Genomic DNA, 24,879 nt, shown 5'->3' with positions numbered 1-24,879 from the left:
TTTGGGGGGTAAATTATCAATGTCTGAACCGGAAGACATGGTGGCTCAAGAAAATTTCGGCCCCGAAGTTTTTATCAGCTATTCGCGCGACGACATCAAAGCCGTCAGGCCGATTATCGACGCGATCAAGAATGCGGGATTCGACGTTTGGTGGGATGAGTTGCTGGAGGGAGGCGTCCGATTTAATCGCGTCACCGAAGAAGCACTTGAAAATGCGAGTGCCGTCGTGGTGCTGTGGTCAAAAACATCCGTGGCCTCTCATTGGGTTCATGACGAAGCTACGCGCGGCCGCGATCGCCGCTGCCTTGTGCCTTTGTCGATCGACGGTAGCGAGCCACCGCTCGGTTTCCGGCAGTTTCAGTTTATCGACCTATCGCGTGCGGGAGCCAAACCCGGTTCGCCCGAAATGCAGAAAATGCTTCAAGCCATAGGCGCGCTTGTACACAAACCTGCTATTTTGCCGGAAACAGGCGTTTCAGTTCGGCGGCAAATTGATCGTCGTCACCTGCTGGCCGGCGGGGCGGCGCTTGTCGCTGTCGGCGGTGGTGTAGCCCTTTGGGGCAGCGGTATTTTTTCCGACATGTCAACGGAACGGCGCATCGCGGTTTTGCCTTTCGTCAATCTGACGGGTGATCCGGAACAGACCTATTTTTCAGACGGGATGGCTTCGGAAATTCGATCTGAGCTTTCGCGGAATCCGCTATTGCAGGTCATGGGACAAGCATCATCCAACAGTTTCCGCAACCATGAAGGCGATGTGCGCAGTATCGCGGCGAGGCTGGGCGTAACATTTCTGCTGGATGGCAATGTGCAACGGTCCCGTGATCGTGTCAAAATCGCAATTGATTTGACGAATGGAGAAACCGGGCTCAGCCAGTGGGCCGAGACATTTGAGCGTCCGATAGTCGATATTTTCGCCCTTCAGACAGAAATTGCAACAGCGGTCGCGTCGGCCCTGTCTCTTCAGATCGATGGCGATTCCGTTGACAATGAAAAGATGCACGTTGGTGGCACCGAAAGTGTTGTCGCTTTTGATGTGTTCCTGCGTGGTCAGGATATTTTTGCGAGCCATATTGATGAAGTCAGCGAACGCAAGGCGCTTGCGATGTTTGAACGGGCTATTGCTATTGATTCGAGTTATGCCGCAGCCCGAGCCGGCCGTTCGCGATCCCTGGCGGTCATAGCCAATCAATATGCGGATCGTGAAGAACGAGAAAGATTATATGGCGAAGCGGTTGAAGAGGCGACACAAGCAACCAGGATCGCCCCGGAATTTGCGGCGGGGTTCTCGGCACTCGGATATGCGCTATTTTATGGTCGCCTGGATGTCGGTGGCGCCCGCGCACCGTTTGAAAGAGCTTACGAGCTGGCACAAGATAATGTCGACGTGTTCAGTAGCTGTGCCATTTATTGGGCAAGGGTCGGGGAGTTTGATAAAGCGAACGCGGCTATCGAACGGGCGTCTCAACTGGATCCACTTAATGCGTCGATATTCAAATCTGCAGGCGTGATAAAATACGCCGAAACACGATATGATGAAGCCATAGAATATGCGCTTAAGGCCCTCGAGATAAATCCCGAACGCAACAGCGTAAACGGCGATATTGGCAACGCCTATTTAGTGCAGAACCGTCTGGATGATGCCAAAATCGCCTATGCAAAGGAGAAAAACAACCTCATCTCCTTGCCGGGTCGCGCCATGATTGCGCGACGCGAAAGACAAGACAAAGAAGCTCAGATACTGTTTGACGAACTGGTTCGGGAATATGGGGATAATGGTCTTTATCAGCAGGCGCAGATATTGGCTCAGTGGGGCGAGAAGGATGCTGCGTTTGCCACATTGGATCGCGCTCGAGCGGAAGGAGACTCCGGACTGGTTTATCTTCTCAATGACCCGTTCCTGGAGACACTGAGATCAGAGGAAAAATATAAGACCTTGCTATCAAAGCTGAATTTCATATAGTTTTTGGGCTCAAGAGGGAGAGAAAAAAATGCGTAAAATTCTATTGGCATCGTCCGCGGCGCTGTTAATCGCCGGCACTGCCGCCTGTAGCGGGACATCAGACGACGCGGCTACTGTTGACGAAGCCGCGCCCGATGATGGTGCAATGGCATCTGAGGAGCTGCCTTCTGATGATGGCGGAGCGACCGATGGAGGATCGACAGATCAGGGGTCAACAGATCAAGGATCGACGGATCAGGGATCAACGGACCAGGGTTCGACGGATCAGGGATCAACGGACCAGTAGCCAGTCCAAAATGCATGTGAAAAAGGCCTCATCTTTGAGGCCTTTTTTCATTTGCATTTTCATCACGCGGGCATCGCAAGATAAAATATCGTTCAAAACGCAATCAACGCGCTTCCTTTAGCGGCCACAACGGTTGATTGCAGGAACGCCGCTAGCCATTAAGTCAAACGGGAACGGTGATGTTCTTGCCACCAAATACGGCTTGCCAGTTTTCAATTTCGGAAACCACGATATCATCGGTGGCCTGGGCTAACGCAGCAACGCGGCTATAATCGATTTCGCTATCCGGGGCCTCCAGCAAAAGTTTTGAGCGGTCGTTGATCGCATCGAGTTTTTCAGCAGTCACTTCCGAGATGGCTGCAAATCTCTCAAAATCACCGAAATAGCGGATACCGGCTATCGCTGCACCAAAAGTCGGAAACAAGACGCCCAATACCGTGAATGTCTTCGAAAGTTTGCCGACACCATCGGCGTTGATCAGGTTAACCTCAGAAAGACCTTTCAACATCAAATAGGTCGCGACTGACAAGATTGCCAAGCCGAACAGAAATTCTGAGAACCGATCGAGACGATGATGAACATGCTTCAATCGCCGTGCCTTTTTGTGATGATAGTCTCGTTGCGGAACGACATGATGATCCAGCAACGCACAAAGGGTTGATCGCAAATAATCTGCCGTGACTTTCGTGCGAGGCAGTCCAATGCCCCGCAAAGCCTGCCTGACATACCATTCTGGCCAAGACGTTTCGGTTCCGCACGGCCACCTTCCGGGCGCGCGCGCTATGCCCAACATCAATAACACCGGGCTATGCCGAAAATATTCGGCAACCCGTCTCGTTTCAAACCACCGGCCATGCCAGCGATATTTCCGGCCCCGAAATGTGATGACAACAATCCCGATCAGCAGGACAAATTCAAAGAGTGCAAATATCCATTTCTGTTCGGCTGGAACCAACGGCAGATATAATATACCGCCCACGATGGCGAAAGATGATAGCAGGAAGTTGATAATCATCCCGCCACGATAGTGATCTGACAATCGGTCGGATATTCCATCAGCCCACCCGAAATTCCGCATCGCCACGGTTTCGATTTTGTCAGTAATTTCCGGATCTGCGTTTTTGAGATTTCGTGCTTCTGCAAGCAATTTTGCTCCGCTTCCCTGGGCAATGTCTGTTGGTGTTTCATAGTGCTGCACCAGGCTTCTCAACGGCTTTTTTTCATTGTCGAAAAGCGCTTCGATTCTGCGGTATCCATGGGTCAGCCGCGCGCTGCGATCATGCCATTTTGCCGAAAGAAGGGTCCCCAGCCCTTGATGTTTGCTGGCCTGGTCCAATCCTTCCTCGCGGTCAGGACAAATTACCGTCGCGATGATCTGATTCAGCCCGGTATCGCGATCTTCGATGCCGTCTACGTTCGAGATATTGGCGAGCGATTCCGGTACGCGCAACAATTTCCAGTCATCGGGACTTTCCGGGTTGATCCAGATAACCGGTGAACCGAGTTCGAGGGCGGCAGCGACAAGATGACCCGCTCCACCGATATTGGCGGTACTTTTCCCATCCCATATTGCGATCAGGAGGTCGGATTGCTCTATCAGTATCCGTCCCGCCAAAAAGGCCCGTTGCGCACTTTCATGCGCGAAATCCTGTGCCCGCGAAAAACTGTCGGGCTGATCCAGCATTGCCAGATACAGGTCAGTAATCTTCGTATCCTGATCAGCCAATTCAAACACATGAGCCTGATCTGATATCGCCCTGATGGCTTCAACCCGGCGATTGACCGTGTCGTCTTCAGCTGGCCGACCGGCAAGCAACGCTCTTGCATCACCCGCATTTCCAGGCTCCGCATTGATCGCTAGGTTGAGATTCTCTCCAAAGGGCAGCGGACTGATAACTTCCCATTCCCGATCATTCGCCAGATTGGCGGCGACCTGGTCCGTTCCGTCGACGAGCAGCGTATGCAACCGGATTGGCGCCAACGAGTCCGGGCCGAGCAGCAAGGGTGCATTTTTGGCCGTCGTATCGATCGCCGTCATGATAGCGCCTATCACCGTTTCGATGCGATCTGCATTGGCGGCATAGCCGGGATGCGACTGACGATGACCGGTCACACCGACGCTCACCCGAACCTTTGGTGAGGGCGGCGCTTCAACCTTCATGATCGGAATATATTCTTATGTATGAAATGGCTTGAATCCCCGCTTTACCATGACCTTAGTCCTTTTCCGGTGCCCAAACACTTTCCATCGTCAAATAAGTGAATGACGCGCTCCATGCAATCAGCAAAAGCCCGGTTAGCGCTTCAAGCCCGGCAACAATCCTGACGGCTCCTTCTGGAGCAATATCTCCCATCCCCAATGTGGTATAGGATGCTATCGAAAAGTAAAAGAAATCTGCCGGGGTCGAAGAATGCGCACCTGCCAAGCTGCCAATCCCTGTCATCGTCATCACCCAAAACGCGACGGTGAAAATTATGATCTCCGCCAAATGAGTCAAGAATATCACCATCATCACGACCAGCATGGGATAGCGGAATCTCTCGTTTATTGCCGTCATTTGACTGCCAACGCTTCGCAAAACCTTGAAGTGCAGATACAGGCACACCCCGATCAGCACTGCCGACAAAGCCAAAGGGACAAACAATTCCTGCATAATGTAAGCCTCGATCCAAAATATGAACCGGTCAAATCGAAAATGCAGAAACCGTAGGTCATCTGGATTTGCTGTTTCTCGAATTCCCAACTTTGACCGGTTGGATGATCTAGCATTAGTATTGTTTTACATAGGTTTGCAATCCCGACAGTTTATCGATCGAAAAGACAGGCAATCATGAATGCGAATCTTTCCCCGCCGCGGAGTATCGGCAGTTGGTTCAATCTAAAAGCCTGTCGGAGAACAGAATTCCCAATGTCTGCGTTCGGGATGAAGCGGTCACAATCACAATTACAAATTGTGAGTAAAAAGATAGTGTTGAACGCTAGTTGGCAAATTTCCTATTGAATGAATTTCGTTTCATTGAGATGATTGGTCTCTTTTATATCGAGGTGTACTATCTCCAGTCTACAAACGCCGGTTCTTAACAAGAAAGAAAAGCTGGTTCAGGTTTTGATCCTGATACTGTTGACGAACCTTTTGGTTGTACCGCAATCCGTTGAAGGCAAGGACCAACTTAGTCCAGAACCCGTTCCAGTTGAGAGTTATGCTGCCCTACCCTTTTTGCATTCGCCATCCCTGTCTCCAGACGGAACGAAACTGGCCGTATTGGTCACCAAAGGAGACGCAAAGCATGTTGGAATAATTGATCTATCTGCTCCAAAGGAAAGCGGACCCAAATATTATTCCATTGGCGATACCAAACTCAACTGGTTCCATTGGGCTGGGAACAAACAACTGCTTGTTAGTTTCGGCAGTGCACGAAATCTAATTTTTTTCGTCTATTCGACCAATACCCTCAAAACCATTGATTTGGAAACGTCCAAGATTACTTCGCTGAATGAAAAATCAGAGTTTATCAAAGACAATATCATTTTTCGAGACCCCTATGGGCGTTACATCATTGCGTACCAATATCGGCGTGGGAAGCCCTATGCTGTTCGCATCGATCTATCGGATGCTAGTGAAGTGGTCTTGGAAAAACCCCGTCACCAGATTGATCAATGGATCTCTGACAACAAAGGAAATATCCGCGCTGGCATAAACTATAGCAAGAAGCGATGGCGGCTATATTATCGTGAGCAACCCGGTGGCGAATTGGTGAAGATCGAAAACCGGCGCTATGATTCTTTTGAAGATGGTGTCGTAGAAGATCTACAGTTTTTGCCGGAAACCGGTCAGGCGATCATATTGACAAACGGAAAAAACGGACGGTTCGGTGCCTATAATTACAATATTCGTGAGGATATTATTGGTGAAGCTATCTACGAACATCCGACCGCCGACGTAACCAATCTAGTGATGGACTCCGCCAAAAATCTGATCGGCGTAGAATATGATGCAGACAAACCGGGGCAAAAGTGGCTGGTTCCAGAACTGGAAGACCTTTACCAGCGGATTGGCCGGGTTTTCAAAACCAAGCAGAACAAGATATTGGGAACCAGTGACGATCGCACGGTGACTTTATTTTGGTCGGGATCAGGATCAGATCCGGGCTCATATTATCTCTACTATCCCCAGTTAAAAAAAATTGAGCAAGTCCTGATCCCGTATAACAAGATTGATCCTGAAAAAATGGTGGCAATGGAACCCGTCAAATACCAATCACGCGATGGCCATATGGTCCCTGGATATTTGACAATGCCAAACGGATCGAAAAAGAAAAATCTACCGACGGTGATCCTGCCGCATGGCGGTCCGTTCATGCGCACCAGTTGGAGATTTGACCCTTGGGCGCAGTTGCTAGCCAATCGCGGATATGTTGTACTTCAACCCAATTTCAGGGGCTCGACTGGCTATGGTCGGGACTATGTCGAAAAAGGCTATGACCAATGGGGCACAGGTATGATTGATGACATTGATGACGGAACGGAATGGTTGATCGCACAAGGTATTACCGACAAGAACAAGGTTTGCATAATGGGTGCCAGCTATGGCGGTTATGCCGCGCTTTGGAGCTCGATCCGGCAGCCTGAAAAATATAAATGTGCTATCAGTCTGAATGGCGTGACTGATGTTCGGGCGATGCTGAAATATGACAGAAAGCAGTTTGCGGCACGACGCTATGCCCGAAAATGGGAAGAAAAAGTCGCGGGTGAAGAAAAGAAAGACCTCGAAGCCATATCTCCGGTTCAACAGGCCGCCAGAATGGAGGTGCCCGTGCTTGTGGCGCAGGGACTGCGAGACACAAATGTACCCAAAGAACAGGCTTATGATTTCGTAAAAGCACTAAACAAAGTTGGTTTCGATAAGCTTGAAAAAATATACTTTCCCAAATCTGGTCATGACTTTGCCAACAGTGCCGATTCAACAAACTTCTTGAAAAAGTCGCTACAGTTTCTCGCTAAACACAACCCTTCCGCAATCAATAGTGATCCGCAAGCCGACGATCTAAAAATTGAGGCAACGACACCCGAAGAAGAAGAAGAAAAAAAAGAAGAGAAGTGAGGTTTGAATTTTGCCTTAGCTCTCCTCCAAAAAGTACAAGATCATATTGACGATGCACATTTGTATTAGCGCCGCAAATTTATGAAATCACATCTTCGAGCGGGTCAGCCGCATTGGATTACACAACCTGCACCGGGGTCACACAACGCGCACGCTTTCATCCCGCGTTGGACGCATCTGGCTAAAGGGAGTTGGAAAAGCGCGGTTCGGTGGCAAATTCCTGCTCAAGCGCCCAACCTGAGCTTGACTCGTCAAGCGTTTAGCCTGCCTTTGCCCCACGGAGTCTCAACCACCAGTAAAATCACATTGGTGAGAGAGAAAGATGGTTCAATTTCTTCGTGCAAATTTGAACATTTCGTAACCGAAGAACAAGGGAAGGCACTATGCGAACAAGCCAAATGGAAATTTGGAAAAAACATGCCCAATGGCTTGGTCAAGGACAGAGTTAAAATCGTGGTCAGCACCACCACCAAAACCGAAATAAGTCTTGCAGAATCAGACGAACAAAATGCTTATGAACAATAGACCTAGTGGATAGCCTTGGTAATGGTGATCCAGCTTTTTCCACAAGGTTAAGGCAGTCCATGCGTCGAAACCGGCAATGCGGAGAACCAGAAACAAATGCGTACACGGCAGAGCATTTGCAGGCGGAAAGTGCGTTACCTGTCCGAGCAAGACGCGCTGGTGGCGGCTCAGCGTGCCGATCTCCCTCTTCGGCCCTATTTTTGCGACCGGTGCCGGAAGTTTCATTTGACCAGTCGGACCAAAGGCAAACGCATACCGCGCCCCGCGGATTGAAGCGCCCGCAACCGCCCACGAAAAAAGGCGCCCCGAACTAACGGAGCGCCTTTCAGAATATTCCTGTTACCTGTCGATCAGGGGCAGCGTGAATCGCGAACCGGATCGGCGGATGTCCTGGTTTGCCAGCTGCCATCCGGAGCCTGATATTTCTCGCCTGCCACGGTTCGCATGATCAGATTGCAGCCTGACGTAAATGCAAACTGCTCAACCGTGGAATTGGTTTCCTGCGCCTTGCGGGTATAGGCCGCCTTGCGCTTGATGTTCAGATCCTCAACCAGCGCTTTTGTCCGCGCAGAGGGGGAGGAAACAAACCCCAGATACCCATCGGGTTTTTCACCAATTGCGCCCGAAGAACGCGCCGCTGAATAAGCAGGATCTCGCTGTGCGAGAACGGGTGTGGCGACAATTGCAGCCAGTGTCACACCGCCGGCCAAAGCCGTCAGTTTGCTGTTTTTCCGTATAAACTCAAACATCAGAAAATCTCCGCGTCACTATTGATCAACTCCTGTGCATCGTCGTTAAGGCGATACACCACTTCCTGCTTGATATTGATGTTGAGATTGATCACGATCGGTTTGTCCGGTGCAGAAACCTGCACACATCCTGCCAAAACCGCATTCAGCCCCAAAACGCCCAGTATCAGGCCAGCCTTCGAATAACTCTTCATGCACTGACGAATCGCATTGTTGAGACGATCCGTCAATCTGCTTCTATCTTGCTGTCGGTCATAGCCGGACATCGCTTGCCCCTCCCTGAACGGACTATTCATCTTGTTCTTTCAATATTTTGGTCGCTTCTTCTGCGCGTTCTTCTCGTGCCCGCAAAAGTGCCGGCAAATTTTGTCCAACCAGCAATTCGGGTTCATAAAAGGACTTTGCGCTGCTCATCAGCTGCATGAAGGGTGCCTGTATGCGCACGTTGAATTCCAGAGGTATTCTGGCCAGTTGTTTCGTGACAAAGTTTTTGCTCGCTGTGTCGCCTTGCTGGAGACCGGCAAATTTTACCTCCGTGATGATTTCGCCGTCGATCGCACCATCCATGCCAATGGTCAGCTCCTGATATTTCAGAGACTTCAAGGCGTTGAACGCAAAATTGGCGAATGTTCCCATGTCCTCATAAGTCAATTCGCCGATATAGGCGAGCGATCCGCCGCCTTTTCGGGCAACCAGATAACCACCGGCGATCCTGCCCCCGTCCTGATCGAACACCATGGGGAGCTTGCCATCGAAAATGCCGGTCGCGCTCAAATTCTCAAATTCAAATTTGGTCAAAAACTGTGCGGCATCGACACCGACCACCGAAAATTCGAGCCTGCGTTCAGCATCTTCTCCGAGGTCCAGAACCGTGGGCTCCAGATATAACATGCCGCCTGAAAATGGCCACTGGCCGCCTTCTACCTGCATTTTATAGTCCGGGAGCAATCGATAGCTGAGCATACCGTTAAACGCGGGAACCCCGGGATTGACTTCCGCCATGCGCACCCACTGCCCCGGTGCGGTTTCCAGTCCGAGCAGATCGGAAAATTCAATTTCGCCGGTTAGTCCGGTAACTGGCCCAAACGCGGCCGCTAGGTTTATGCCTTCGGTCTTGAACTTGCCGACGCTGACCACGCCATCACCACTATTATCCCAGTTAATACGTCCGCTACCCGTTACGGTCCCATTTACATTTGCGATCACACCAAGCGTCAGCGGGGTTAGCATTCCGGGCTGCAACTGCTCGTCAAAAGTGAGCCAGCCAACGTCCAGAATGGCCTCCCCGGCGTTGTTTTCCAGTGTGTGGTTGAGATCTACCGAGGCGACCTGTCTTTCCGTTGTGGGTTCAAGCAATGTGCCTTCTGCCGTAATTTTACCATCGACGAACGCAAGCTTCATGTTCTTGCTGATCATCGGCCAAAATCGCTCTACCTGCTGCTCGTCCCGCACCCGCAGAGCAGCTTCTGCCAGAAGCATTCCGTCGTCCAGCCGCCAGTCGCCCTGCACATCTTTCATCAACAGCGGTATGCTGGCAATCTGCCCGCTGGCTCCGGATATCTGCCCGGAAATAATCTGACCCAGAGCGACCGAAAAATTTTCAATCGCAAAACTTGTCAGGCTGTCGGTCTCGCCATAGCGAAACGCAAGATTCTGACCGGTCACGCCGGCCGTTGAAGAGTAGCTGAGATTTCCGGTCGACAGCGTCAGAGGGGTTCCATCGACGGCGGCAACCAGCTCAATCCCCGACGTCCGCCCTGTGATGGTCAGGTTTGAACCGTTGCCCGACACAATCGCACTACGCGATTCCGGACAGATTGTCGCACCAGCTGGGCCTGCCACCAGGGTTGACGCCTGCACACTCGTCCATTTTACCTCGACACATTCGCGAAACAGCGAGATTCGGCCGCTGGACGAAACATTCCCGCGGACCGGCACTTGCAGACCGGTCAACTGGCCATCCGGTAATGGCCCGCTCAGAATGACCCGTCCATCGATATCCGTCCCGCCGTTTCGGGATGGCGAAAACAACAAGGCCGGAATATTCAGCTTGGCTGTTCCGGCATCATAGGCGGCCATTTCAATCTGCCCCGAAAACCCTTGCGATACACTTCCATCGTTGATGGTGACGCGCATGTCTGGCATCCCGCCACCGTTCAACACAATATGGCTATCAGCCAGTATCGCCAGCCCGTCCTGGGCAAATGTGAGCAAAAGCGGATCATCCAGCGCGATGCTCGCACCCGATCGTGATTTCATATCAAGACTATTGAGCGCGACACGTGAACCACGATCGCCCATCGTAAAACGCACGCTGCTTTCAACATCGATAGACTGACCAGCAGCTGCAGTGGCAATTGCAAATCGTTTGAGAACAGGTCCAATCGGAGTACCCGAAGCACTTTGCGCCGCTGAATTAATCTGCGTCAGAAACCTGCGCCCTATTCGCACCGATTCAAAGGCAGGGTCTCCGCGAAAACTGGCGGTGACCTGTTCAGCACCATATCCAATGGCGAACGGCCCTTCCACTTGTGCGACGGTGGCCGTAGCAAAGGGCGCTTCCAGTTCACTGGCCGTCAGGCTGATCACACCCTTGCTTTCTTCGGCATTTCCGGAAAAACTGATTGATGATTTAATCTCGCTGGTATCAAAATCTGGGTATCGCAGCGGCCCTCCGACAACTCCGATACTGCCTTCCCAGCTCGCAAGATCTTTTGTCAGTCGAAGACTGGTCTGCGCCGCCATATCTTCCGCTGACACAGACAGATTCTCGCAAGAACTGGCGGGAAGCCGCAATGGGCCTCTTATGCGAGGCTCGCCAAGGCTGATGGACACATTGCCAAAAAACGTCGGATCAGAGGTCCTGCAATCACCGAATGTCAATCGTTCGCTGATCGCAGCGATTTCTCCGTCGAACCCATCCTGAAGATTACCTTCCCCATTTAACGAGATACCAATAATGCCATAATCGCTGTCGATACGCATCTGTCCGCGATCCACACCGAGCCAGATATCCGGCAAAGCCAGGGGGCTTTCATCATTCGGGTCCAGAAATTTATCAAGCTCGCCCAGCGACAGTTTGCCGCCCCGGTAACTGGCAAACAGTTTGACTCCTTTGGCTCGCACCCAGTTTATCCCGGCACCGCTGGACGAGACACTGCTGCCTACCTCGACCAATTCAGCCGTCAAATCCGGACTCGCGGGGTCGCCCAACACCAGATTGCGGATAACCTGTTTGTTGAATCCGATATCGGAAATTTCGTAACTTGCCTGAACATCCAGTTGATCCAGCTCGGAACGAACCAGATTATTGGCCAGATCAATCCGGCTGAACCAGATGACGAGAAAGCCGACAACCAGCAGAAAAGCGATCAGGAACAGGAAAAGCCTGAGCCTCAGTCGCCGCCCGATCGGAAGGTTTTCGGTTTCTTCGTCCATCCCCTCTGAAATGCAGAAGTCTTCCTTAAGTTGCAATGTACAATGATGCGATCAGACAGATAATCGGGATTGGACAGATTCGGACTTTCACCTGATATTTTGCAGTTAGTTTTTCCAACTGCTTCCAAAAAATATATGTTCCTTTTATGTTCTCATCAGATAGCAACGACAGTCACCAGTCGGAAGACAGCAATACCAATCGCGGGTATCTGCGGAAATTGCTGGCGGAAAACAATGGCGACGCGCTGTCAGATCAGCAACTGGTGGAATATGTGCTGGCATTGGTCACGCCCCGCCGGAACACCGCCCCCTTGGCGCGCAGATTGCTGGCCGAGTTCGGTAGTTTTGCAGCTCTCGCCAATGCGGACAGCGCACTTTTGCAGAAAATGTCCGGAATGGGACGCTCGAGCGTGGCGGTTCTCAAATTCGCCCGCATCGCCGCCGTTCGGTTGCTGGCAGACCCACTGGTGAACGAACCTGTGTTGTCGAGCTGGCAAGCTTTGCTGGACTATCTCCGGGCGGACATGGTGCATTTGACCGTGGAGCGTGTCCGAATTCTCCATCTGAACAGCAAGAACCGATTGATCCGGGACGAGATCATGAGCGAAGGTTCCATCGACGAGGTTGCAATCTATCCCCGTGAAGTCATAAAACGCGCGCTTGCACTGGGATCAACTGCCATCATCCTGGTCCATAATCACCCCAGCGGCGACCCCTCGCCCAGCCGTCAGGACATAGCCACCACCCGGGACATTATCGATGTCGGCAGCAAATTGGGCCTGTCAGTCCACGATCATATCATCATCGGCCGGGACGGGCATATATCCCTTCGAACGAAAGGATTGATCTAGGCTGCGATCATTCCCCGCTATTGTTGCCGGTAATCAACCGGATACCCTGTTGCAGAGTGAAATAAGACCAAATCCAGTTCACCAGCACCGAAATACGATTGCGCATTCCCGACAGGAATCCGACGTGAACCGCGCCCCACAACCACCAGGCGAGAGCACCGTGCAGTTTCACAAATCCAAAATCCGCGACAGCGCTTTTCCGCCCGATCGTCGCAAGACTTCCCTGATGCTTGTAGGCAAATGGAGCAATCTGCCGATCATCGAGCAGCTGTTTCTGGATGCTGGATGCGACATAGGCACCGGCTTGCTTGGCAGCGGGCGCCAGACCCGGCACAGGGTTTCCATCCCAGCCGTTACTGCCTGCGGTGTCTCCAATTGCATAAACATTGTCATGTCCGGTCACGCGTAAATGTTGATCGACAATCACCCGGCCCGCGCGATCAGTTTCCGACCCCAGCCACTTCCCGGCCGGAGAGGCGACAACTCCGGCAGCCCACAACACGGTTTCGGTTGCAATCCCGGTATCTTCCCCAATCTGCACGCGCTCCGCTTCGATATTGGTCACGCGCGACTTCAACCGGATCTCAACCCCCAGATTTTCCAGTGAAGCTGCGGCATGAGCCGACAGATCTTCCGGAAATGCCGGCAAGATTCGTTCACCCGATTGCACCAAAATGATTCGGGCTTTGGCCGGATCGATCCGGCGATACTCATCTTTCAATCCCTGATGCGCCAGTTCGGCAATGGCTCCGGCGAGTTCCACACCCGTTGGCCCGGCGCCGACAATCACAAATGTCAGCAAGCGATCGATGCGAACCGGATCACTGGATGCCTCCGCTCTTTCAAAGGCGCGCAAGACATGGCCGCGAACGGACACCCCGTCTTCAATCGTTTTTAACCCCGGTGCAAATGGTGCCCATTCATCCTTGCCGAAATAGCTGTGAGATGCACCGGTCGCGAGCACGAGATGGTCATATTCGAGCTGGCTGTCCCCGTAGGTCAGCCGCTTGGCATTGCTGTCAATTCCCGAAACTTCGCCCAGCAAAACGCGCACATTGCCATCACTGCGGAACAAGCCCCGGATCGGCGTCGCGACGTCAGCTGGCGACAAGGCAGCCGTGGCAATTTGATACAGCAAAGGCTGGAACAGGTGGTAATTGTGACGGTCGATCAGGGTTATCCGAACCGGCAGGTTCTTGAGTTTGCTGACACAGGCCAATCCTCCAAATCCGGCACCAACCACAACGATATGCGGCCAGTGTTCCGGAACGTCCTCATATTTGCGGTCAAAGAGGATATTGGCTTCCAGCCAGCCAGACACTGCCCTGTCGATAGAAAGAAGCCCGGCACCAAAGATGATCAGCAGCCCGAAAAGCAGCATCGGATAAAGCGTAAGATCGGGATGCAGCCCCATAACCGCCAGCGTGCTGAGCACCAAAATAAGGGCAAGGCTCACCAGCGGCATCACCAGGCCGATCAGAAGAAAAACGCCCAGCCCGATTGCAAGTGCCGATCCGACACCTTCAAAACTCGCAAGGGGCAACCAGATTGCGCTTGCTTCAGCTTGGACCAGTTCCGCAACAACGAACAAGGTGACGGCCAGCCAAAGGCGGACAAACAGCAGCCAGACCGGTGCCAGTTTTTCTGTCAGAAAATTGCATGTCCGCATGATTGGCTGTGCCAGCGGCAAGGCGCTTTGCCCCAATCCACCAGCCAGTGCACGATCAAATGAAAACCCTCCGGCTCCACGAAAAATATACCAGCCCAGAATGGCGATCAGCCAGAGGTTGAGGTCGATCGGGATGTAAACAGTCTGGCTGATCGCCAGCAGCAGTAAAATCGCCAGCGCCGCGGCGCGCGTGAACAGACCAAACAGAAGCAAAATAGGTGCGAGGACTTCGACCAGTACACCGACAACAGCAGCGGTATCCGGAGCCATCCATGAAACGGGATATTCAAACCGGGAAAGACTGAGCGCGGTATCCCAATCGGACAACTTGACGATCCCGGAACGAAAAATCGCCTGCGCCACCAGAAATCGCACCAGCAAATCGAAAAACGGACTGATCAGCGACAATATCGACCGATAGGTCTTGACCCAGATACGCAGGGTCACCCGGACAAATGGTGAAAGTTTCTCTTCCTGCAAAACCGGCGTGTCGTTGGTCATATCGCATTCCCCTCAACCCTTGTTCGCAGAAAATGCCCGCAAGTTACAGTTGGCAGTTCTGTTAATAGAGAAACATCGGCATATTCTCGACCTGCAGCAGATTGGCCCGATATTGCCGGGCGTCATAGAGTCCAGAGACGTTGACGCCCTTTGTATCCTCCAGCAACGTCCCGATTGGCACCGCGCCGTAATTCCCATCAGTCAGGCAAACCATGTTGGACGTACGCTTTTCCTCAATCAGCTGAACCGCCAGCGCACCAAAGGCAAAACCAACCATCCGGTCCATCGCGTCGGGCTCCCCTGCCCGCATCAAATACGCCAGTTCCTGAACAATGGTGCGCTCTGGCGAACGTGTTTCAATTTCGCGCGCAAGCCGCGTCCCGATATTGACATTATCACGGTGCGTATTGGATTTGCTGATCTCGTCTTCCTGCACAGCGTCATTGGCCAGTTTTGCACCCTCCGAAACAATACACAGCGCATAGGATTCAGGATTATTTTCCTTGTCCGCCAGCAACAGCGGCAACAGCTTGTCCATATCTGCGGGGACTTCAGCAATGACCGTACGATCCGCCTGCGAGAGAAAACCCGAAAGCAAAGCAGTTTCGCCGGAGCGACGCCCGAAGAGCTCAATCACCGCAATTCGTTCATGGCTTGCTGCGGTTGTACGCAGCGCGTTTATTGCTTCAACCGACCGGGTCACGGCGGTCGAGAAACCGATACAATAATCAGTCCCGTACACATCATTGTCCATCGTTTTGGGGATCGAAATGACATTGCGACCGAGGCTCGCAAGATACGCCGAAAACCGCAATGTCCCATCGCCGCCCATGGTGATCAGGGCGTCGACTTTCAGGGCATCGAGGGTATCGAGTACTTTCTGTGTCTGATCGCCTTCGTCTGTGTTGCGCGGGTCACAGCGCGAACTGTGCAATATCGTCCCGCCCTGACGGTCAATGCCGCGCACCCGTTCCTTGTCCAGCACCATCGCAGAATTTTCGAGGGACCAGGGGTCATTGATATCGACCGCCAACACCCCTTCCCAACCGCGCCGCAGTCCGATCACGTCCCACCCCCGCTGCCAGGCCGACATGGTGATCGACCTGATGCAGGGATTTAGCCCCGGGACATCGCCGCCGCCGGTTAAAACTGCCAGACGCATTTCATTCTCCCTTACATTTCCTGCAACCACCATGATCGGATGCATTGCCGACTCATCATCTTGCTGCTAGCGGAGCCGCAAATCAGATCCGCAGACAAAACCGGTTAAACCAGTTTTTCCAAGTTCAAGGAAAGAAAAAATGATCCCGCGCTATTCCCGTCCTGACATGGTTGCCATCTGGGAGCCTGAATCCAAATTCCAGATCTGGTTCGAAATCGAGGCTCATGCAACGGATGCATTGGCTGAACTGGGCGTTGTGCCCAAAGAAGCGGCAGAAGCAATCTGGGCACGCGGCAAGTTTGACGTAGCGCGGATCGATGAAATCGAGCGTGAAGTGAAACATGACGTCATCGCATTTCTGACCAATGTTGCCGAAAATGTCGGCGATGAAGCACGGTTCATGCACCAGGGCATGACATCAAGCGATGTCCTTGATACCTGCGTGGCCGTCCAGCTGACCCGCGCAACCGATATCCTGCTCGACGACATGGACAAGCTACTCGCGGCCATCAAGACCCGTGCATATGAGCACAAGCTGACCCCGACCATTGGCCGCAGCCACGGCATTCACGGCGAGCCGGTGACTTTCGGACTGAAGCTGGCCCAAGCCTATGCCGAGTTTGAGCGTAACCGCGAGCGTCTGGTTCTGGCGCGCAAGGAAATCGCAACCTGCGCGATTTCCGGTGCGGTTGGCACCTTCGCCAATATCGATCCCAAAGTCGAAGCGCATGTCGCAGAGAAAATGGGGCTGGAAATTGAACCGGTTTCGACCCAGGTGATACCGCGCGACCGCCATGCACAATATTTTGCAACTCTTGCGGTCATCGCTTCATCGGTGGAACGGCTTGCAGTCGAGGTTCGCCATTTGCAACGCACCGAAGTGCTGGAGGCGGAAGAATATTTCTCGCCGGGCCAGAAAGGCTCCAGCGCGATGCCGCACAAACGCAACCCGATCTTGACAGAAAATCTGACCGGCCTGGCCCGCATGGTTCGCAGCTATGCCCTGCCCGCCATGGAAAATGTGGCGCTTTGGCACGAACGGGATATTTCACACAGCTCGGTTGAACGGATGATTGGTCCCGATGCAACAATTACGCTGGATTTTGCTCTCGCAAGACTGACGGGCGTGGTCGAGAAGCTGCTGGTCTATCCGGAACGCATGCAGAAAAATCTCGATCGCATGGGCGGTCTCGTCCACTCGCAGCGCGTATTGCTGGCGCTGACCCAGTCCGGCATCAGCCGCGAAGACAGCTACCGGATTGTCCAGCGCAACGCGATGAAGGTCTGGGAATCGGACGGGGAGATTGCATTGCTGGACCTGCTGAAAGCAGATCCCGATGTGTCTGCGAAAATGTCCGACGAAGAACTCGAAGAACGGTTCAACCTCGACTATCATTTCAAGCATGTCGACACGATCTTTGCGCGGGTCTTCGGGGAATAGGAGACTACCTGCCTGCTTTGATCGGCAGCCGCCTGACAGAGGTCTGGTCACTGACCGAATTTGCGCCTAGGATAGCGCAATCGACGATCATGCAAGGGTGCACATGCAATTTATAAAAACACTTTTCTGGGTGATATTGGCCGTCATTCTGGTTGTCTTCGCCGTCAACAACTGGTCGCCGACATCCGTTCTGATCTGGCAGGATGTGCGGATTGACACGAAATTGCCGGTGTTGGTCATCGGCGCTTTTCTGCTGGGGTTTTTCCCGCTGTGGATCGTCCACCGCACCGCGCGCTGGCGCATGACCCGGCGCATCAAGACATTGGAAGCGGCAGCACGCCCCGCTCCATCGCCGTCTCCTGCGCCTGCTCCTACCGCAGCAGCCACGCCAAAAGCCGAGCCCGCTGCCGCCCCGCTTGATCTGAGCAAGGATCAGATTTCCAAAGCAACGCCCGCTGTTTCTCCGGTGGAAAACAATCCAGCAACAGGCAAGAAAGCAACCGACGCATGACCAATCCTGTCTATGTCGCGCTCGACACACCCGATCTGGATCGGGCAACCCGTATCGCCAAGGCAGTCAAAGGACATGTCGGCGGCCTGAAACTGGGTCTCGAATTCTTCTGTGCAAATGGCCATCACGGTGTGCATGAAATCCAGAAAATCGGATTGCCGATCTTTCTCGATCTCAAACTGCACGATATTCCGAATACCGTGGCCAAGGCGATGCAGGCGATCAATGTGCTGGAACCGGCAATTGTCACCATCCATGCCTCTGGTGGCCGAGCGATGATGGAAGATGCCAAAGCCGCCGCCGGCAGTCACACCAAGGTCGTCGGCGTGACATTGCTGACGTCCCTCGACGACCGCGACATGAGCCAGATCGGCTATAGCGGCTCTCCGCACGACCAGGTCGAACGGCTTGCCGGTCTTGCACAGGAAGCAGGACTAGATGGCATTGTCTGTTCCGGCAACGAAGTCGGCGCAGCGCACAAAGCCTGGAAAGACGGTTTTTTCGTAGTCCCGGGACTGCGCCCCAAAGGCGGCGCGATGGGCGACCAAAAACGGGCGGTTACCCCCCGGCAAGCGCGCGACAATGGCGCAAGTGTGCTGGTGATTGGGCGCCCGATCACCGGTGCGGATGATCCAAACACGGCAGCAAGGGCGATTGAGGCGACGCTTTAGTATTATTCGTCGAGTTCAACCATCAGCGCCGGTGAATTGACATTAAAGTTTAACATTGCTGCTTTGCCATCACTCACTACAATGGTGAATGTTTCCACACCTTTGTCCAACTCAAATTCTGTTTCATAGTTTAATGTTACAAATGTTCCACCGGTGGTTGCATTCACATTCCAGCCAACGCGTTTAGCCTCTTTGACCTTTCCCAATTTTCTTCGGATCGTCTTAAACAAGCGCCTGTTCATTTCGGGCTTAACTACCTTTTTGTAGTCCGAGGCACTGGTCTTATATATTCGATCGAACCTCTCGAGATTGTAATCTTTGTGTAATCGCTCGACGACCAGCTCTGCTTTCTCGGTTGATTCCGCAACACCGGAACAGCTCGAAAAGAAAATCAGAAAAATTCCGACTATAACAGACTTATACATTGTGGACGCCCTTCAGCGAGTTTACAAAGTGGGTATAACGCCGCCGGTCCAAAGAGCGAGATTTTTTTGACAATGCAAAAAACCCAAATCAAAATATGCGGACTGTCCACCGAAACGACCATTGACGCTGCGATAGACGCAGGTGCGGACTATTTCGGGCTCGTCCATTTCGGGAAGAGTCCGCGCCATGTCACGCTGGAACGTGCGGCGGAATTGCGCGCTTATGCAGGTGACAGGATCAAGGCGGTATTGCTGCTCGTCAATGCGGATCCCAAGCTAACCGGTCAGGCAATCGACAGGATACGCCCCGATATCATTCAGTTTCATGGCAGTGAAACGCCGGACTGGCTGACGATTGTGGGTGACAATAGCGGGCTCGAAATCTGGCGCGCGCTAGGCGTGCGGGACAAGCCGACGCTGGCGAAATCGGCGCGTTACGTCGGTGCGGCGGATCGCTTGCTGTTTGATGCGCCTGCCCAAAAAAAGGAACCATCGCTGCCCGGCGGAACCGGTACCAGCTTTGACTGGTCGTTGCTGGCCGATCATGATCATCAGCTACCCTGGGGTCTGGCCGGCGGGCTTGATCCCGACAATGTCATCGACGCACTGGAAGCCACCGGCGCACCGCTGACCGATGTGTCCTCGGGTGTGGAATCCGCGCCGGGCGTCAAAGATGTGGACAGAATCGCACGCTTTTGCCAAGCGGTTCGGGAATATGACGCCTCCCGCTTGTCCTGAGCCTGTCGAAGGATGAACAGGTTGCGTTCTGGAAAAATGCTTCGACAAGCTCAGCACGAGCGGATGTGATATAAAACCATGAACGACCAACCGAACAGCTTCCGCAACCAGCCTGATGACCGCGGCCATTTTGGCGAGTTTGGCGGACGCTATGTCGCCGAAACGCTGATGCCGCTGATCCTCGATTTGGAGAAGCATTATCGCGCCGCGCAAGCTGATCCTGCATTTCAGGACCAATTTGATGACCTGCTCGAACATTATGTCGGACGGCCCAGCCCGCTCTATTATGCAGAGCGCCTGACGGAAGAAGTCCGCAAGGACGCGCCGGAAGGAAAAGGCGCGCAAATCTGGTTCAAGCGCGATGAACTCAACCATACCGGCGCGCACAAGATCAATAATTGCATTGGTCAGATATTGCTGGCGATGCGCATGGGCAAGACCCGGATTATCGCTGAGACTGGCGCCGGACAACATGGTGTCGCAACAGCCACCGTCTGCGCGCGTTTTGGCCTGCCCTGCACCATTTTCATGGGTGCCACGGACGTCGAACGCCAGAAACCCAATCTGTTCCGGATGAAATTGCTCGGTGCGGAAGTCGTGCCCGTGACGAGTGGCTCCGCGACGCTAAAAGACGCGATGAACGAAGCGCTGCGCCATTGGGTCGCCAATGTGCATGACACGTTTTACATTATCGGCACAGCTGCCGGTCCCCATCCCTATCCCGAACTGGTGCGCGATTTTCAGAGCGTGATCGGCAAGGAAGCGCGTGCGCAATTGCTCGATCGCACAGGGAAACTACCTGACTTGCTGGTCGCGGCGATTGGGGGCGGATCCAATGCGATTGGCCTGTTCCACCCGTTTCTCGACGATCCGGACGTAAAGATGCTGGGCGTGGAAGCGGCCGGGCGCGGTCTCGACAAGGAACATGCGGCCAGCCTCGCGGGCGGAGAACCCGGCATCTTGCATGGCAACAAGACCTATTTGCTGCAGGACGAAGACGGCCAGATTGACGAAGCCCATTCGATCAGTGCAGGCCTCGATTATCCCGGCATCGGTCCGGAACATAGCTGGCTGAAAGAATCCGGCCGCGTCGATTATCACAGTGCAACGGACACTGAAGCGCTGAACTCATTCCAGCTGCTCTGCCGCACCGAAGGCATTATCCCCGCGCTGGAACCCAGCCACGCCATCGCCGCCGTAACGCGAGAAGCGGTGAAGATGGATCGCGATCAGATCATATTGGCAAACCTGTGCGGGCGCGGTGACAAAGATATTTTCACCGTGGCTGAGGCGTTGGGGACGGAGATATGAATGCTGGCCGGTGGAAATCTGGTTCCATTGGCCTTGGATGTTCAATAGCGGTAATTTGGGCTATCATATTGATAATGCATCCTGTTATCGGTCATTATCGCACAGAATATGCGAACGGATTACCTGACCTGGTGCCCATACCCATGTTCTTTATTAGCAACCAGGGAATGATTGATTTTGGTGTAGTTCTTTCCCTTTCTTTTGTAGTTTATTGGTTTCTGGCTACATTATTTTGTCGAGATGGTTTTTTGAAAATCCGACAAGCGAACACCGCCCTTTTGTTCTTTTTCGCCGGATTTCTTTTTATGACATTCGAGAAAATTAATCAGGACTATTTGAACGAAAGCATATTCTGCCGAAGTGGTGAGCCCAGAAGGCTGGAGTTTGATATATCTTGGGCGTGCGAAAGGGCATATTATGCAGAGAATACAGCCGGTATCGTTCTCGTCTTGCTTCCAATTTTTAGCTTCGGAATTCGAGTGTATTTTTCTCGGAAGGATGCCAAACTAACATGACCCGCCTCTCCCAATCCTTCCCGCAAGATCGCGCAGCGCTGGTCGCCTTTGTCACCGGTGGTGATCCCTCGCCTGCGGACACCGGCTCCATTCTCGATGCTCTCGTCGAAGGCGGAGCGGATATTATCGAGCTTGGCATGCCGTTTACCGATCCGATGGCGGATGGCCCCTCGATTCAGGAAGCCAATATCCGCAGCCTTAGTGCGGGCACCAAAACGGCAGACATCCTGAACATCGCCAAAGAGTTCCGCGCACGCCATCCCGATACGCCGCTTATCCTGATGGGCTATGCCAATCCGATGACGATCCGCGGCAGTGACTGGTTTGCCGACGCGTGTGTCGATAACGGCATCGATGGTGTGATCTGTGTCGATATTCCTGTCGAGGAAGACGACAGTCTCGGCGATGCCCTGCGCGCGAAGGATGTCGCGGTGGTTCGCCTTGCCACGCCGACAACGGATGCAGAGCGGCTCCCGTCCATCCTCAACAATGCCTCCGGCTTTCTCTACTATGTGTCGGTCGCTGGCATTACCGGCCTTCAGCAAGCGGCACAGGCAAGCATCGAGGAAGCCGTGACGCGATTAAAAGCCGGCACCGATTTGCCAGTCGCCGTTGGTTTTGGCGTCCGCACACCCGAACAGGCCGCCGATATTGCCAAAGTGGCCGATGGCGTCGTCGTCGGTTCTGCGATTGTCGAGATAGTCGGCAAGCATGGCAAAGACGCCGCGCCTTATGTGCGGGACTATGTCAAATCACTTTCTGATGCTATCAAAGCAGCACGCTGAAATTTTGGGGAACTAAACCATGTCCTGGCTAAGCAATGTCCGCAACAAGATCGCTTCGATCACCAAGAAAGAAACCCCGGACAATCTCTGGCACAAGTGCAAGAAATGTGAATCGATGGTATTCCTCAAAGAATATGAAGAGAACATGCATATCTGCCCGAAATGTGACCATCACGGGCGGATTGGACCTATGCTGCGGTTCGAACAGATCATGGACGAGAATAGCTGGAAGATTATTCCGTTTACCGCGGTCAAGGAAGATCCGCTCAAATTTAAGGATCAAAAGAAGTATACCGACCGCCTGAAAGCCGCACGCGCCAAAACCGAAGAACAGGACGCGCTGATTACCGCTTTTGGCACGATCGAAGAGCAGCCTTGTGTTGTGGGTGTGCAAGATTTCGCCTTCATGGGTGGGTCCATGGGTTTGGCCGTGGGCCAGGCATTTGTCGATGGCGCCAATCGCGCGCTGGAACAGCAATGCCCTTATGTGATTTTTACCGCAGCTGGCGGCGCACGGATGCAGGAAGGGATACTGTCCCTGATGCAAATGCCAAAAACCACCGTCGCAATTTCGATGCTGCGCGAAGCGGGCTTGCCGTTCATAGTGGTGTTGACCGACCCCACAACCGGCGGCGTAACAGCAAGCTATGCGATGCTGGGTGACGTCCAGATATCCGAGCCCGGAGCCTTGATCGGTTTCGCAGGACAGCGTGTCATTGAAAATACCATCCGCGAGAAATTACCCGACAATTTCCAGACAGCAGAATATCTGCTGGAGCACGGCATGATCGACATGGTTGTTCATCGCAAGGAATTGCGGAGCGAACTGGCCAGGGTCATGACTTATCTGATGGCGTGGAAAACGGCTGCCTGAGCGCAGACCAAAAGCAGTGAAAACCGGGGTAACAGCCTGATGGCAGACGGTGCACGATCGGATCATCCGGCAGTCCAGAAACAGCTCGATCGGCTCTCCCTGTTGTCTCCGGGCCGCGATGTGCTTGGCCTGGATCGCATCCGGGCCGTCATGGACCGTCTCGGCAATCCGCAGGACAAGCTGCCGCCGGTATTTCATGTGGCGGGTACCAATGGTAAAGGCTCCACCTGCGCCTTCTTGCGCGCGGCGATGGAAGCCAATGGTCTCACGGCCCATGTCTATTCCAGCCCCCATCTGGTGCGGTTCAACGAACGGATACGCCTCGCCGGAACGCTGATTGAAGACGCACCGCTGGCGGACATGCTTGCCCGGGTTCTGGACAATAGCGAAGACATCAACCCAAGCTTTTTTGAAGCGACAACCGCCGCCGCGATGCTCGCCTTTGCTGAAACACCGGCGGATGCCTGTATTCTGGAAGTCGGTCTGGGCGGGCGGCTTGATGCGACAAACATTGTTACGCACCCCGCCGCGACCGGAATCGCAGCTTTGGGAATTGATCATGAGGCCTTTCTGCTGTCTCCGGAACCAGGTACGCCCGATAATCCGCTGGTGCGCATTGCCTGGGAAAAAGCGGGGATCGCCAAACCGGATGCTCCATTGCTCACCCAGAAATATGCGGACGATATGGCACAGGTGATTGCAGATCATGCGGACAAGGCCGGTGCCGTGCATCTCCCGCGCGGAGAAACCTGGGACATGGCGATATATGACAATCAATTGCACTATCGCGACGTCTCCGGGAAGCTGGCTTTGCCCCTGCACGCCCTGCCCGGCCCGCATCAGGCCGACAATGCGGCGCTGGCCATCGCCATGTTGCGGCATCAAGACAAGATCACGATTTCCGAAAGCGCCTATCGCGCCGCCATGGGCTGGGTCAAATGGCCGGGTCGCCTGCAATTGCTCGCACCCGGGCCACTAACTTCCCTTCACCCCGATGGCGATATCTGGCTGGATGGCGGACATAATCTCAATGCCGGAGAAGCGCTGGCCGCACATTTTTCCGGCGAGGCTGATAATTCGATTCATTTGATTATCGGCATGCTGTCCAACAAGGATCCTGCGGCAATAATCGGCCCGCTCAGCAGCAAGATCGCGACAGTTACCGTTGTGCCGGTCGAAGGACATGAAGCGCATGGGATGGACAGTTTTTCTTTGGAGAGTCGAGCGATATCCAGTGCCACTAATGTCAGCGAAGCCTTGGCCAAACTGGTCTCTGACAGGCCGCAAACAATATTGATCAGCGGCTCGCTCTATCTGGCTGGATCGGTGCTTGAAGCGAACGAACAACTACCTGACTAGGCT

Annotated in this window: 22 protein-coding genes; 14 read left to right on the top strand and 8 right to left on the bottom strand. The window is 53.4% G+C overall.

The window, feature by feature from the left end; translation table 11 throughout:
• The first annotated feature begins 19 nt into the window (after nt 1–19).
• Nucleotides 20–1,963: a TIR domain-containing protein gene (locus ABJI30_RS11845; RefSeq protein WP_348016901.1), complete on the top strand. Its 1,944-nt coding sequence runs from the start codon at nt 20–22 to the stop codon at nt 1,961–1,963.
• 28 nt (nt 1,964–1,991) lie between these two features.
• Complete coding sequence (locus ABJI30_RS11840) at nt 1,992–2,249, top strand: hypothetical protein (protein ID WP_348016900.1); 258 nt, start codon at nt 1,992–1,994, stop codon at nt 2,247–2,249.
• Nucleotides 2,250–2,412: 163 nt separating this feature from the next.
• Here the strand turns inward: ABJI30_RS11840 and ABJI30_RS11835 are convergent, their stop codons facing one another.
• Complete coding sequence (locus ABJI30_RS11835) at nt 2,413–4,410, bottom strand: hypothetical protein (RefSeq protein WP_348016899.1); 1,998 nt, start codon at nt 4,408–4,410, stop codon at nt 2,413–2,415.
• A gap of 55 nt (nt 4,411–4,465) precedes the next feature.
• Nucleotides 4,466–4,903, bottom strand: coding sequence for an ion channel (locus ABJI30_RS11830; RefSeq protein WP_348025436.1), 438 nt, complete (start codon nt 4,901–4,903; stop codon nt 4,466–4,468).
• 468 nt (nt 4,904–5,371) lie between these two features.
• Here ABJI30_RS11830 and ABJI30_RS11825 point away from each other — a divergent pair, with 468 nt between their 5' ends.
• Nucleotides 5,372–7,351, top strand: a complete 1,980-nt coding sequence (locus ABJI30_RS11825) for a S9 family peptidase (RefSeq protein ID WP_348016897.1) — start codon at nt 5,372–5,374, stop codon at nt 7,349–7,351.
• Nucleotides 7,352–7,432: 81 nt separating this feature from the next.
• The gene (locus ABJI30_RS11820; protein ID WP_348016896.1) at nt 7,433–7,876 is read left to right on the top strand and encodes a hypothetical protein; all 444 of its coding nucleotides are present in this window, start codon (nt 7,433–7,435) and stop codon (nt 7,874–7,876) included.
• Nucleotides 7,877–8,226: 350 nt separating this feature from the next.
• On the opposite strand, the gene ABJI30_RS11815 is transcribed toward ABJI30_RS11820, so the two are convergent.
• The 3 genes from ABJI30_RS11815 to ABJI30_RS11805 are packed head-to-tail and all read right to left on the bottom strand — an operon-like array spanning nt 8,227 to nt 12,063.
• The gene (locus tag ABJI30_RS11815) at nt 8,227–8,625 is read right to left on the bottom strand and encodes a YdbL family protein (protein ID WP_348016895.1); all 399 of its coding nucleotides are present in this window, start codon (nt 8,623–8,625) and stop codon (nt 8,227–8,229) included.
• Nucleotides 8,625–8,891: a YnbE family lipoprotein gene (locus tag ABJI30_RS11810; RefSeq protein WP_348025435.1), complete on the bottom strand. Its 267-nt coding sequence runs from the start codon at nt 8,889–8,891 to the stop codon at nt 8,625–8,627. Before ABJI30_RS11810 ends, ABJI30_RS11815 begins: the two co-directional genes overlap by 1 nt.
• A gap of 22 nt (nt 8,892–8,913) precedes the next feature.
• Nucleotides 8,914–12,063, bottom strand: a complete 3,150-nt coding sequence (locus ABJI30_RS11805) for a YdbH domain-containing protein (protein ID WP_348016893.1) — start codon at nt 12,061–12,063, stop codon at nt 8,914–8,916.
• A 146-nt stretch (nt 12,064–12,209) separates the two neighbouring features.
• On the opposite strand from ABJI30_RS11805, the gene radC reads away from it, so the two are divergent.
• Nucleotides 12,210–12,914 (top strand): DNA repair protein RadC, encoded by a 705-nt coding sequence (gene radC, locus ABJI30_RS11800; protein ID WP_348016892.1) that lies wholly within the window; start codon nt 12,210–12,212, stop codon nt 12,912–12,914.
• A 7-nt stretch (nt 12,915–12,921) separates the two neighbouring features.
• On the opposite strand, the gene ABJI30_RS11795 is transcribed toward radC, so the two are convergent.
• Nucleotides 12,922–15,084, bottom strand: coding sequence for an FAD-dependent oxidoreductase (locus ABJI30_RS11795; RefSeq protein WP_348016891.1), 2,163 nt, complete (start codon nt 15,082–15,084; stop codon nt 12,922–12,924).
• Nucleotides 15,085–15,145: 61 nt separating this feature from the next.
• Nucleotides 15,146–16,291: an ATP-dependent 6-phosphofructokinase gene (locus ABJI30_RS11790; protein WP_348016890.1), complete on the bottom strand. Its 1,146-nt coding sequence runs from the start codon at nt 16,289–16,291 to the stop codon at nt 15,146–15,148.
• Nucleotides 16,292–16,385: 94 nt separating this feature from the next.
• On the opposite strand from ABJI30_RS11790, the gene purB reads away from it, so the two are divergent.
• From purB to pyrF, 3 genes are all read left to right on the top strand, one after another.
• On the top strand, nt 16,386–17,687 hold the full coding sequence (gene purB, locus ABJI30_RS11785; protein WP_348016889.1) for an adenylosuccinate lyase: 1,302 nt from the start codon (nt 16,386–16,388) through the stop codon (nt 17,685–17,687).
• 103 nt (nt 17,688–17,790) lie between these two features.
• Nucleotides 17,791–18,198: a hypothetical protein gene (locus tag ABJI30_RS11780; RefSeq protein WP_348016888.1), complete on the top strand. Its 408-nt coding sequence runs from the start codon at nt 17,791–17,793 to the stop codon at nt 18,196–18,198.
• The gene (gene pyrF, locus ABJI30_RS11775; protein WP_348016887.1) at nt 18,195–18,869 is read left to right on the top strand and encodes an orotidine-5'-phosphate decarboxylase; all 675 of its coding nucleotides are present in this window, start codon (nt 18,195–18,197) and stop codon (nt 18,867–18,869) included. Before ABJI30_RS11780 ends, pyrF begins: the two co-directional genes overlap by 4 nt.
• Nucleotides 18,870–18,871: 2 nt before the next feature.
• Here pyrF and ABJI30_RS11770 read toward each other — a convergent pair whose 3' ends face one another.
• A complete protein-coding gene (locus ABJI30_RS11770; RefSeq protein WP_348016886.1) occupies nt 18,872–19,294 on the bottom strand; it encodes a hypothetical protein in 423 nt (140 codons plus the stop codon).
• A gap of 72 nt (nt 19,295–19,366) precedes the next feature.
• Here ABJI30_RS11770 and ABJI30_RS11765 point away from each other — a divergent pair, with 72 nt between their 5' ends.
• The 6 genes from ABJI30_RS11765 (at nt 19,367) to ABJI30_RS11740 (ending at nt 24,876) form a co-directional block, all read left to right on the top strand.
• Entirely contained in the window at nt 19,367–20,032 is a 666-nt protein-coding gene (locus ABJI30_RS11765) for a phosphoribosylanthranilate isomerase (RefSeq protein WP_348016885.1), read from the top strand.
• A 78-nt stretch (nt 20,033–20,110) separates the two neighbouring features.
• Nucleotides 20,111–21,343 carry a tryptophan synthase subunit beta gene (gene trpB / locus ABJI30_RS11760; RefSeq protein ID WP_348016884.1) on the top strand — a complete coding sequence of 411 codons (1,233 nt, stop codon included), beginning with the start codon at nt 20,111–20,113 and terminating at the stop codon, nt 21,341–21,343.
• Nucleotides 21,340–21,858, top strand: coding sequence for a hypothetical protein (locus tag ABJI30_RS11755; protein ID WP_348016883.1), 519 nt, complete (start codon nt 21,340–21,342; stop codon nt 21,856–21,858). Before trpB ends, ABJI30_RS11755 begins: the two co-directional genes overlap by 4 nt.
• Nucleotides 21,855–22,643 carry a tryptophan synthase subunit alpha gene (trpA, locus tag ABJI30_RS11750; protein WP_348016882.1) on the top strand — a complete coding sequence of 263 codons (789 nt, stop codon included), beginning with the start codon at nt 21,855–21,857 and terminating at the stop codon, nt 22,641–22,643. The genes ABJI30_RS11755 and trpA overlap by 4 nt, the downstream gene beginning before the upstream one ends.
• A 19-nt stretch (nt 22,644–22,662) precedes the next feature.
• Nucleotides 22,663–23,517: an acetyl-CoA carboxylase, carboxyltransferase subunit beta gene (gene accD / locus ABJI30_RS11745; protein WP_348016881.1), complete on the top strand. Its 855-nt coding sequence runs from the start codon at nt 22,663–22,665 to the stop codon at nt 23,515–23,517.
• Between the two features lie 39 nt (nt 23,518–23,556).
• On the top strand, nt 23,557–24,876 hold the full coding sequence (locus ABJI30_RS11740; RefSeq protein ID WP_348016880.1) for a folylpolyglutamate synthase/dihydrofolate synthase family protein: 1,320 nt from the start codon (nt 23,557–23,559) through the stop codon (nt 24,874–24,876).
• The last annotated feature ends 3 nt before the right edge of the window (nt 24,877–24,879 follow it).

The sequence above is a fragment of the Parasphingorhabdus sp. genome, from assembly GCF_039968395.1.
Lineage (GTDB): Bacteria > Pseudomonadota > Alphaproteobacteria > Sphingomonadales > Sphingomonadaceae > Parasphingorhabdus.
The sequence above is the reverse complement of the archived record's forward strand: the minus strand, read 5'-3'. Positions and strand labels throughout refer to the sequence as shown.

Bases quoted from the DNA above. Each gene is read 5' to 3' on its own strand.
- ABJI30_RS11780 (WP_348016888.1), top strand. From the start codon at position 17,791: ATGCAATTTATAAAAACACTTTTCTGGGTGATATTGGCCGTCATTCTG.
- ABJI30_RS11810 (WP_348025435.1), bottom strand. From the start codon at position 8,891: ATGTCCGGCTATGACCGACAGCAAGATAGAAGCAGATTGACGGATCGT.
- trpB (WP_348016884.1), top strand. From the start codon at position 20,111: ATGAACGACCAACCGAACAGCTTCCGCAACCAGCCTGATGACCGCGGC.
- ABJI30_RS11765 (WP_348016885.1), top strand. From the start codon at position 19,367: ATGCAAAAAACCCAAATCAAAATATGCGGACTGTCCACCGAAACGACC.
- ABJI30_RS11755 (WP_348016883.1), top strand. From the start codon at position 21,340: ATGAATGCTGGCCGGTGGAAATCTGGTTCCATTGGCCTTGGATGTTCA.
- ABJI30_RS11835 (WP_348016899.1), bottom strand. From the start codon at position 4,410: ATGAAGGTTGAAGCGCCGCCCTCACCAAAGGTTCGGGTGAGCGTCGGT.
- pyrF (WP_348016887.1), top strand. From the start codon at position 18,195: ATGACCAATCCTGTCTATGTCGCGCTCGACACACCCGATCTGGATCGG.
- ABJI30_RS11830 (WP_348025436.1), bottom strand. From the start codon at position 4,903: ATGCAGGAATTGTTTGTCCCTTTGGCTTTGTCGGCAGTGCTGATCGGG.
- ABJI30_RS11795 (WP_348016891.1), bottom strand. From the start codon at position 15,084: ATGACCAACGACACGCCGGTTTTGCAGGAAGAGAAACTTTCACCATTT.
- ABJI30_RS11740 (WP_348016880.1), top strand. From the start codon at position 23,557: ATGGCAGACGGTGCACGATCGGATCATCCGGCAGTCCAGAAACAGCTC.
- ABJI30_RS11790 (WP_348016890.1), bottom strand. From the start codon at position 16,291: ATGCATCCGATCATGGTGGTTGCAGGAAATGTAAGGGAGAATGAAATG.
- trpA (WP_348016882.1), top strand. From the start codon at position 21,855: ATGACCCGCCTCTCCCAATCCTTCCCGCAAGATCGCGCAGCGCTGGTC.
- accD (WP_348016881.1), top strand. From the start codon at position 22,663: ATGTCCTGGCTAAGCAATGTCCGCAACAAGATCGCTTCGATCACCAAG.
- ABJI30_RS11820 (WP_348016896.1), top strand. From the start codon at position 7,433: ATGAAATCACATCTTCGAGCGGGTCAGCCGCATTGGATTACACAACCT.
- radC (WP_348016892.1), top strand. From the start codon at position 12,210: ATGTTCTCATCAGATAGCAACGACAGTCACCAGTCGGAAGACAGCAAT.
- purB (WP_348016889.1), top strand. From the start codon at position 16,386: ATGATCCCGCGCTATTCCCGTCCTGACATGGTTGCCATCTGGGAGCCT.
- ABJI30_RS11845 (WP_348016901.1), top strand. From the start codon at position 20: ATGTCTGAACCGGAAGACATGGTGGCTCAAGAAAATTTCGGCCCCGAA.
- ABJI30_RS11840 (WP_348016900.1), top strand. From the start codon at position 1,992: ATGCGTAAAATTCTATTGGCATCGTCCGCGGCGCTGTTAATCGCCGGC.
- ABJI30_RS11770 (WP_348016886.1), bottom strand. From the start codon at position 19,294: ATGTATAAGTCTGTTATAGTCGGAATTTTTCTGATTTTCTTTTCGAGC.
- ABJI30_RS11815 (WP_348016895.1), bottom strand. From the start codon at position 8,625: ATGTTTGAGTTTATACGGAAAAACAGCAAACTGACGGCTTTGGCCGGC.
- ABJI30_RS11805 (WP_348016893.1), bottom strand. From the start codon at position 12,063: ATGGACGAAGAAACCGAAAACCTTCCGATCGGGCGGCGACTGAGGCTC.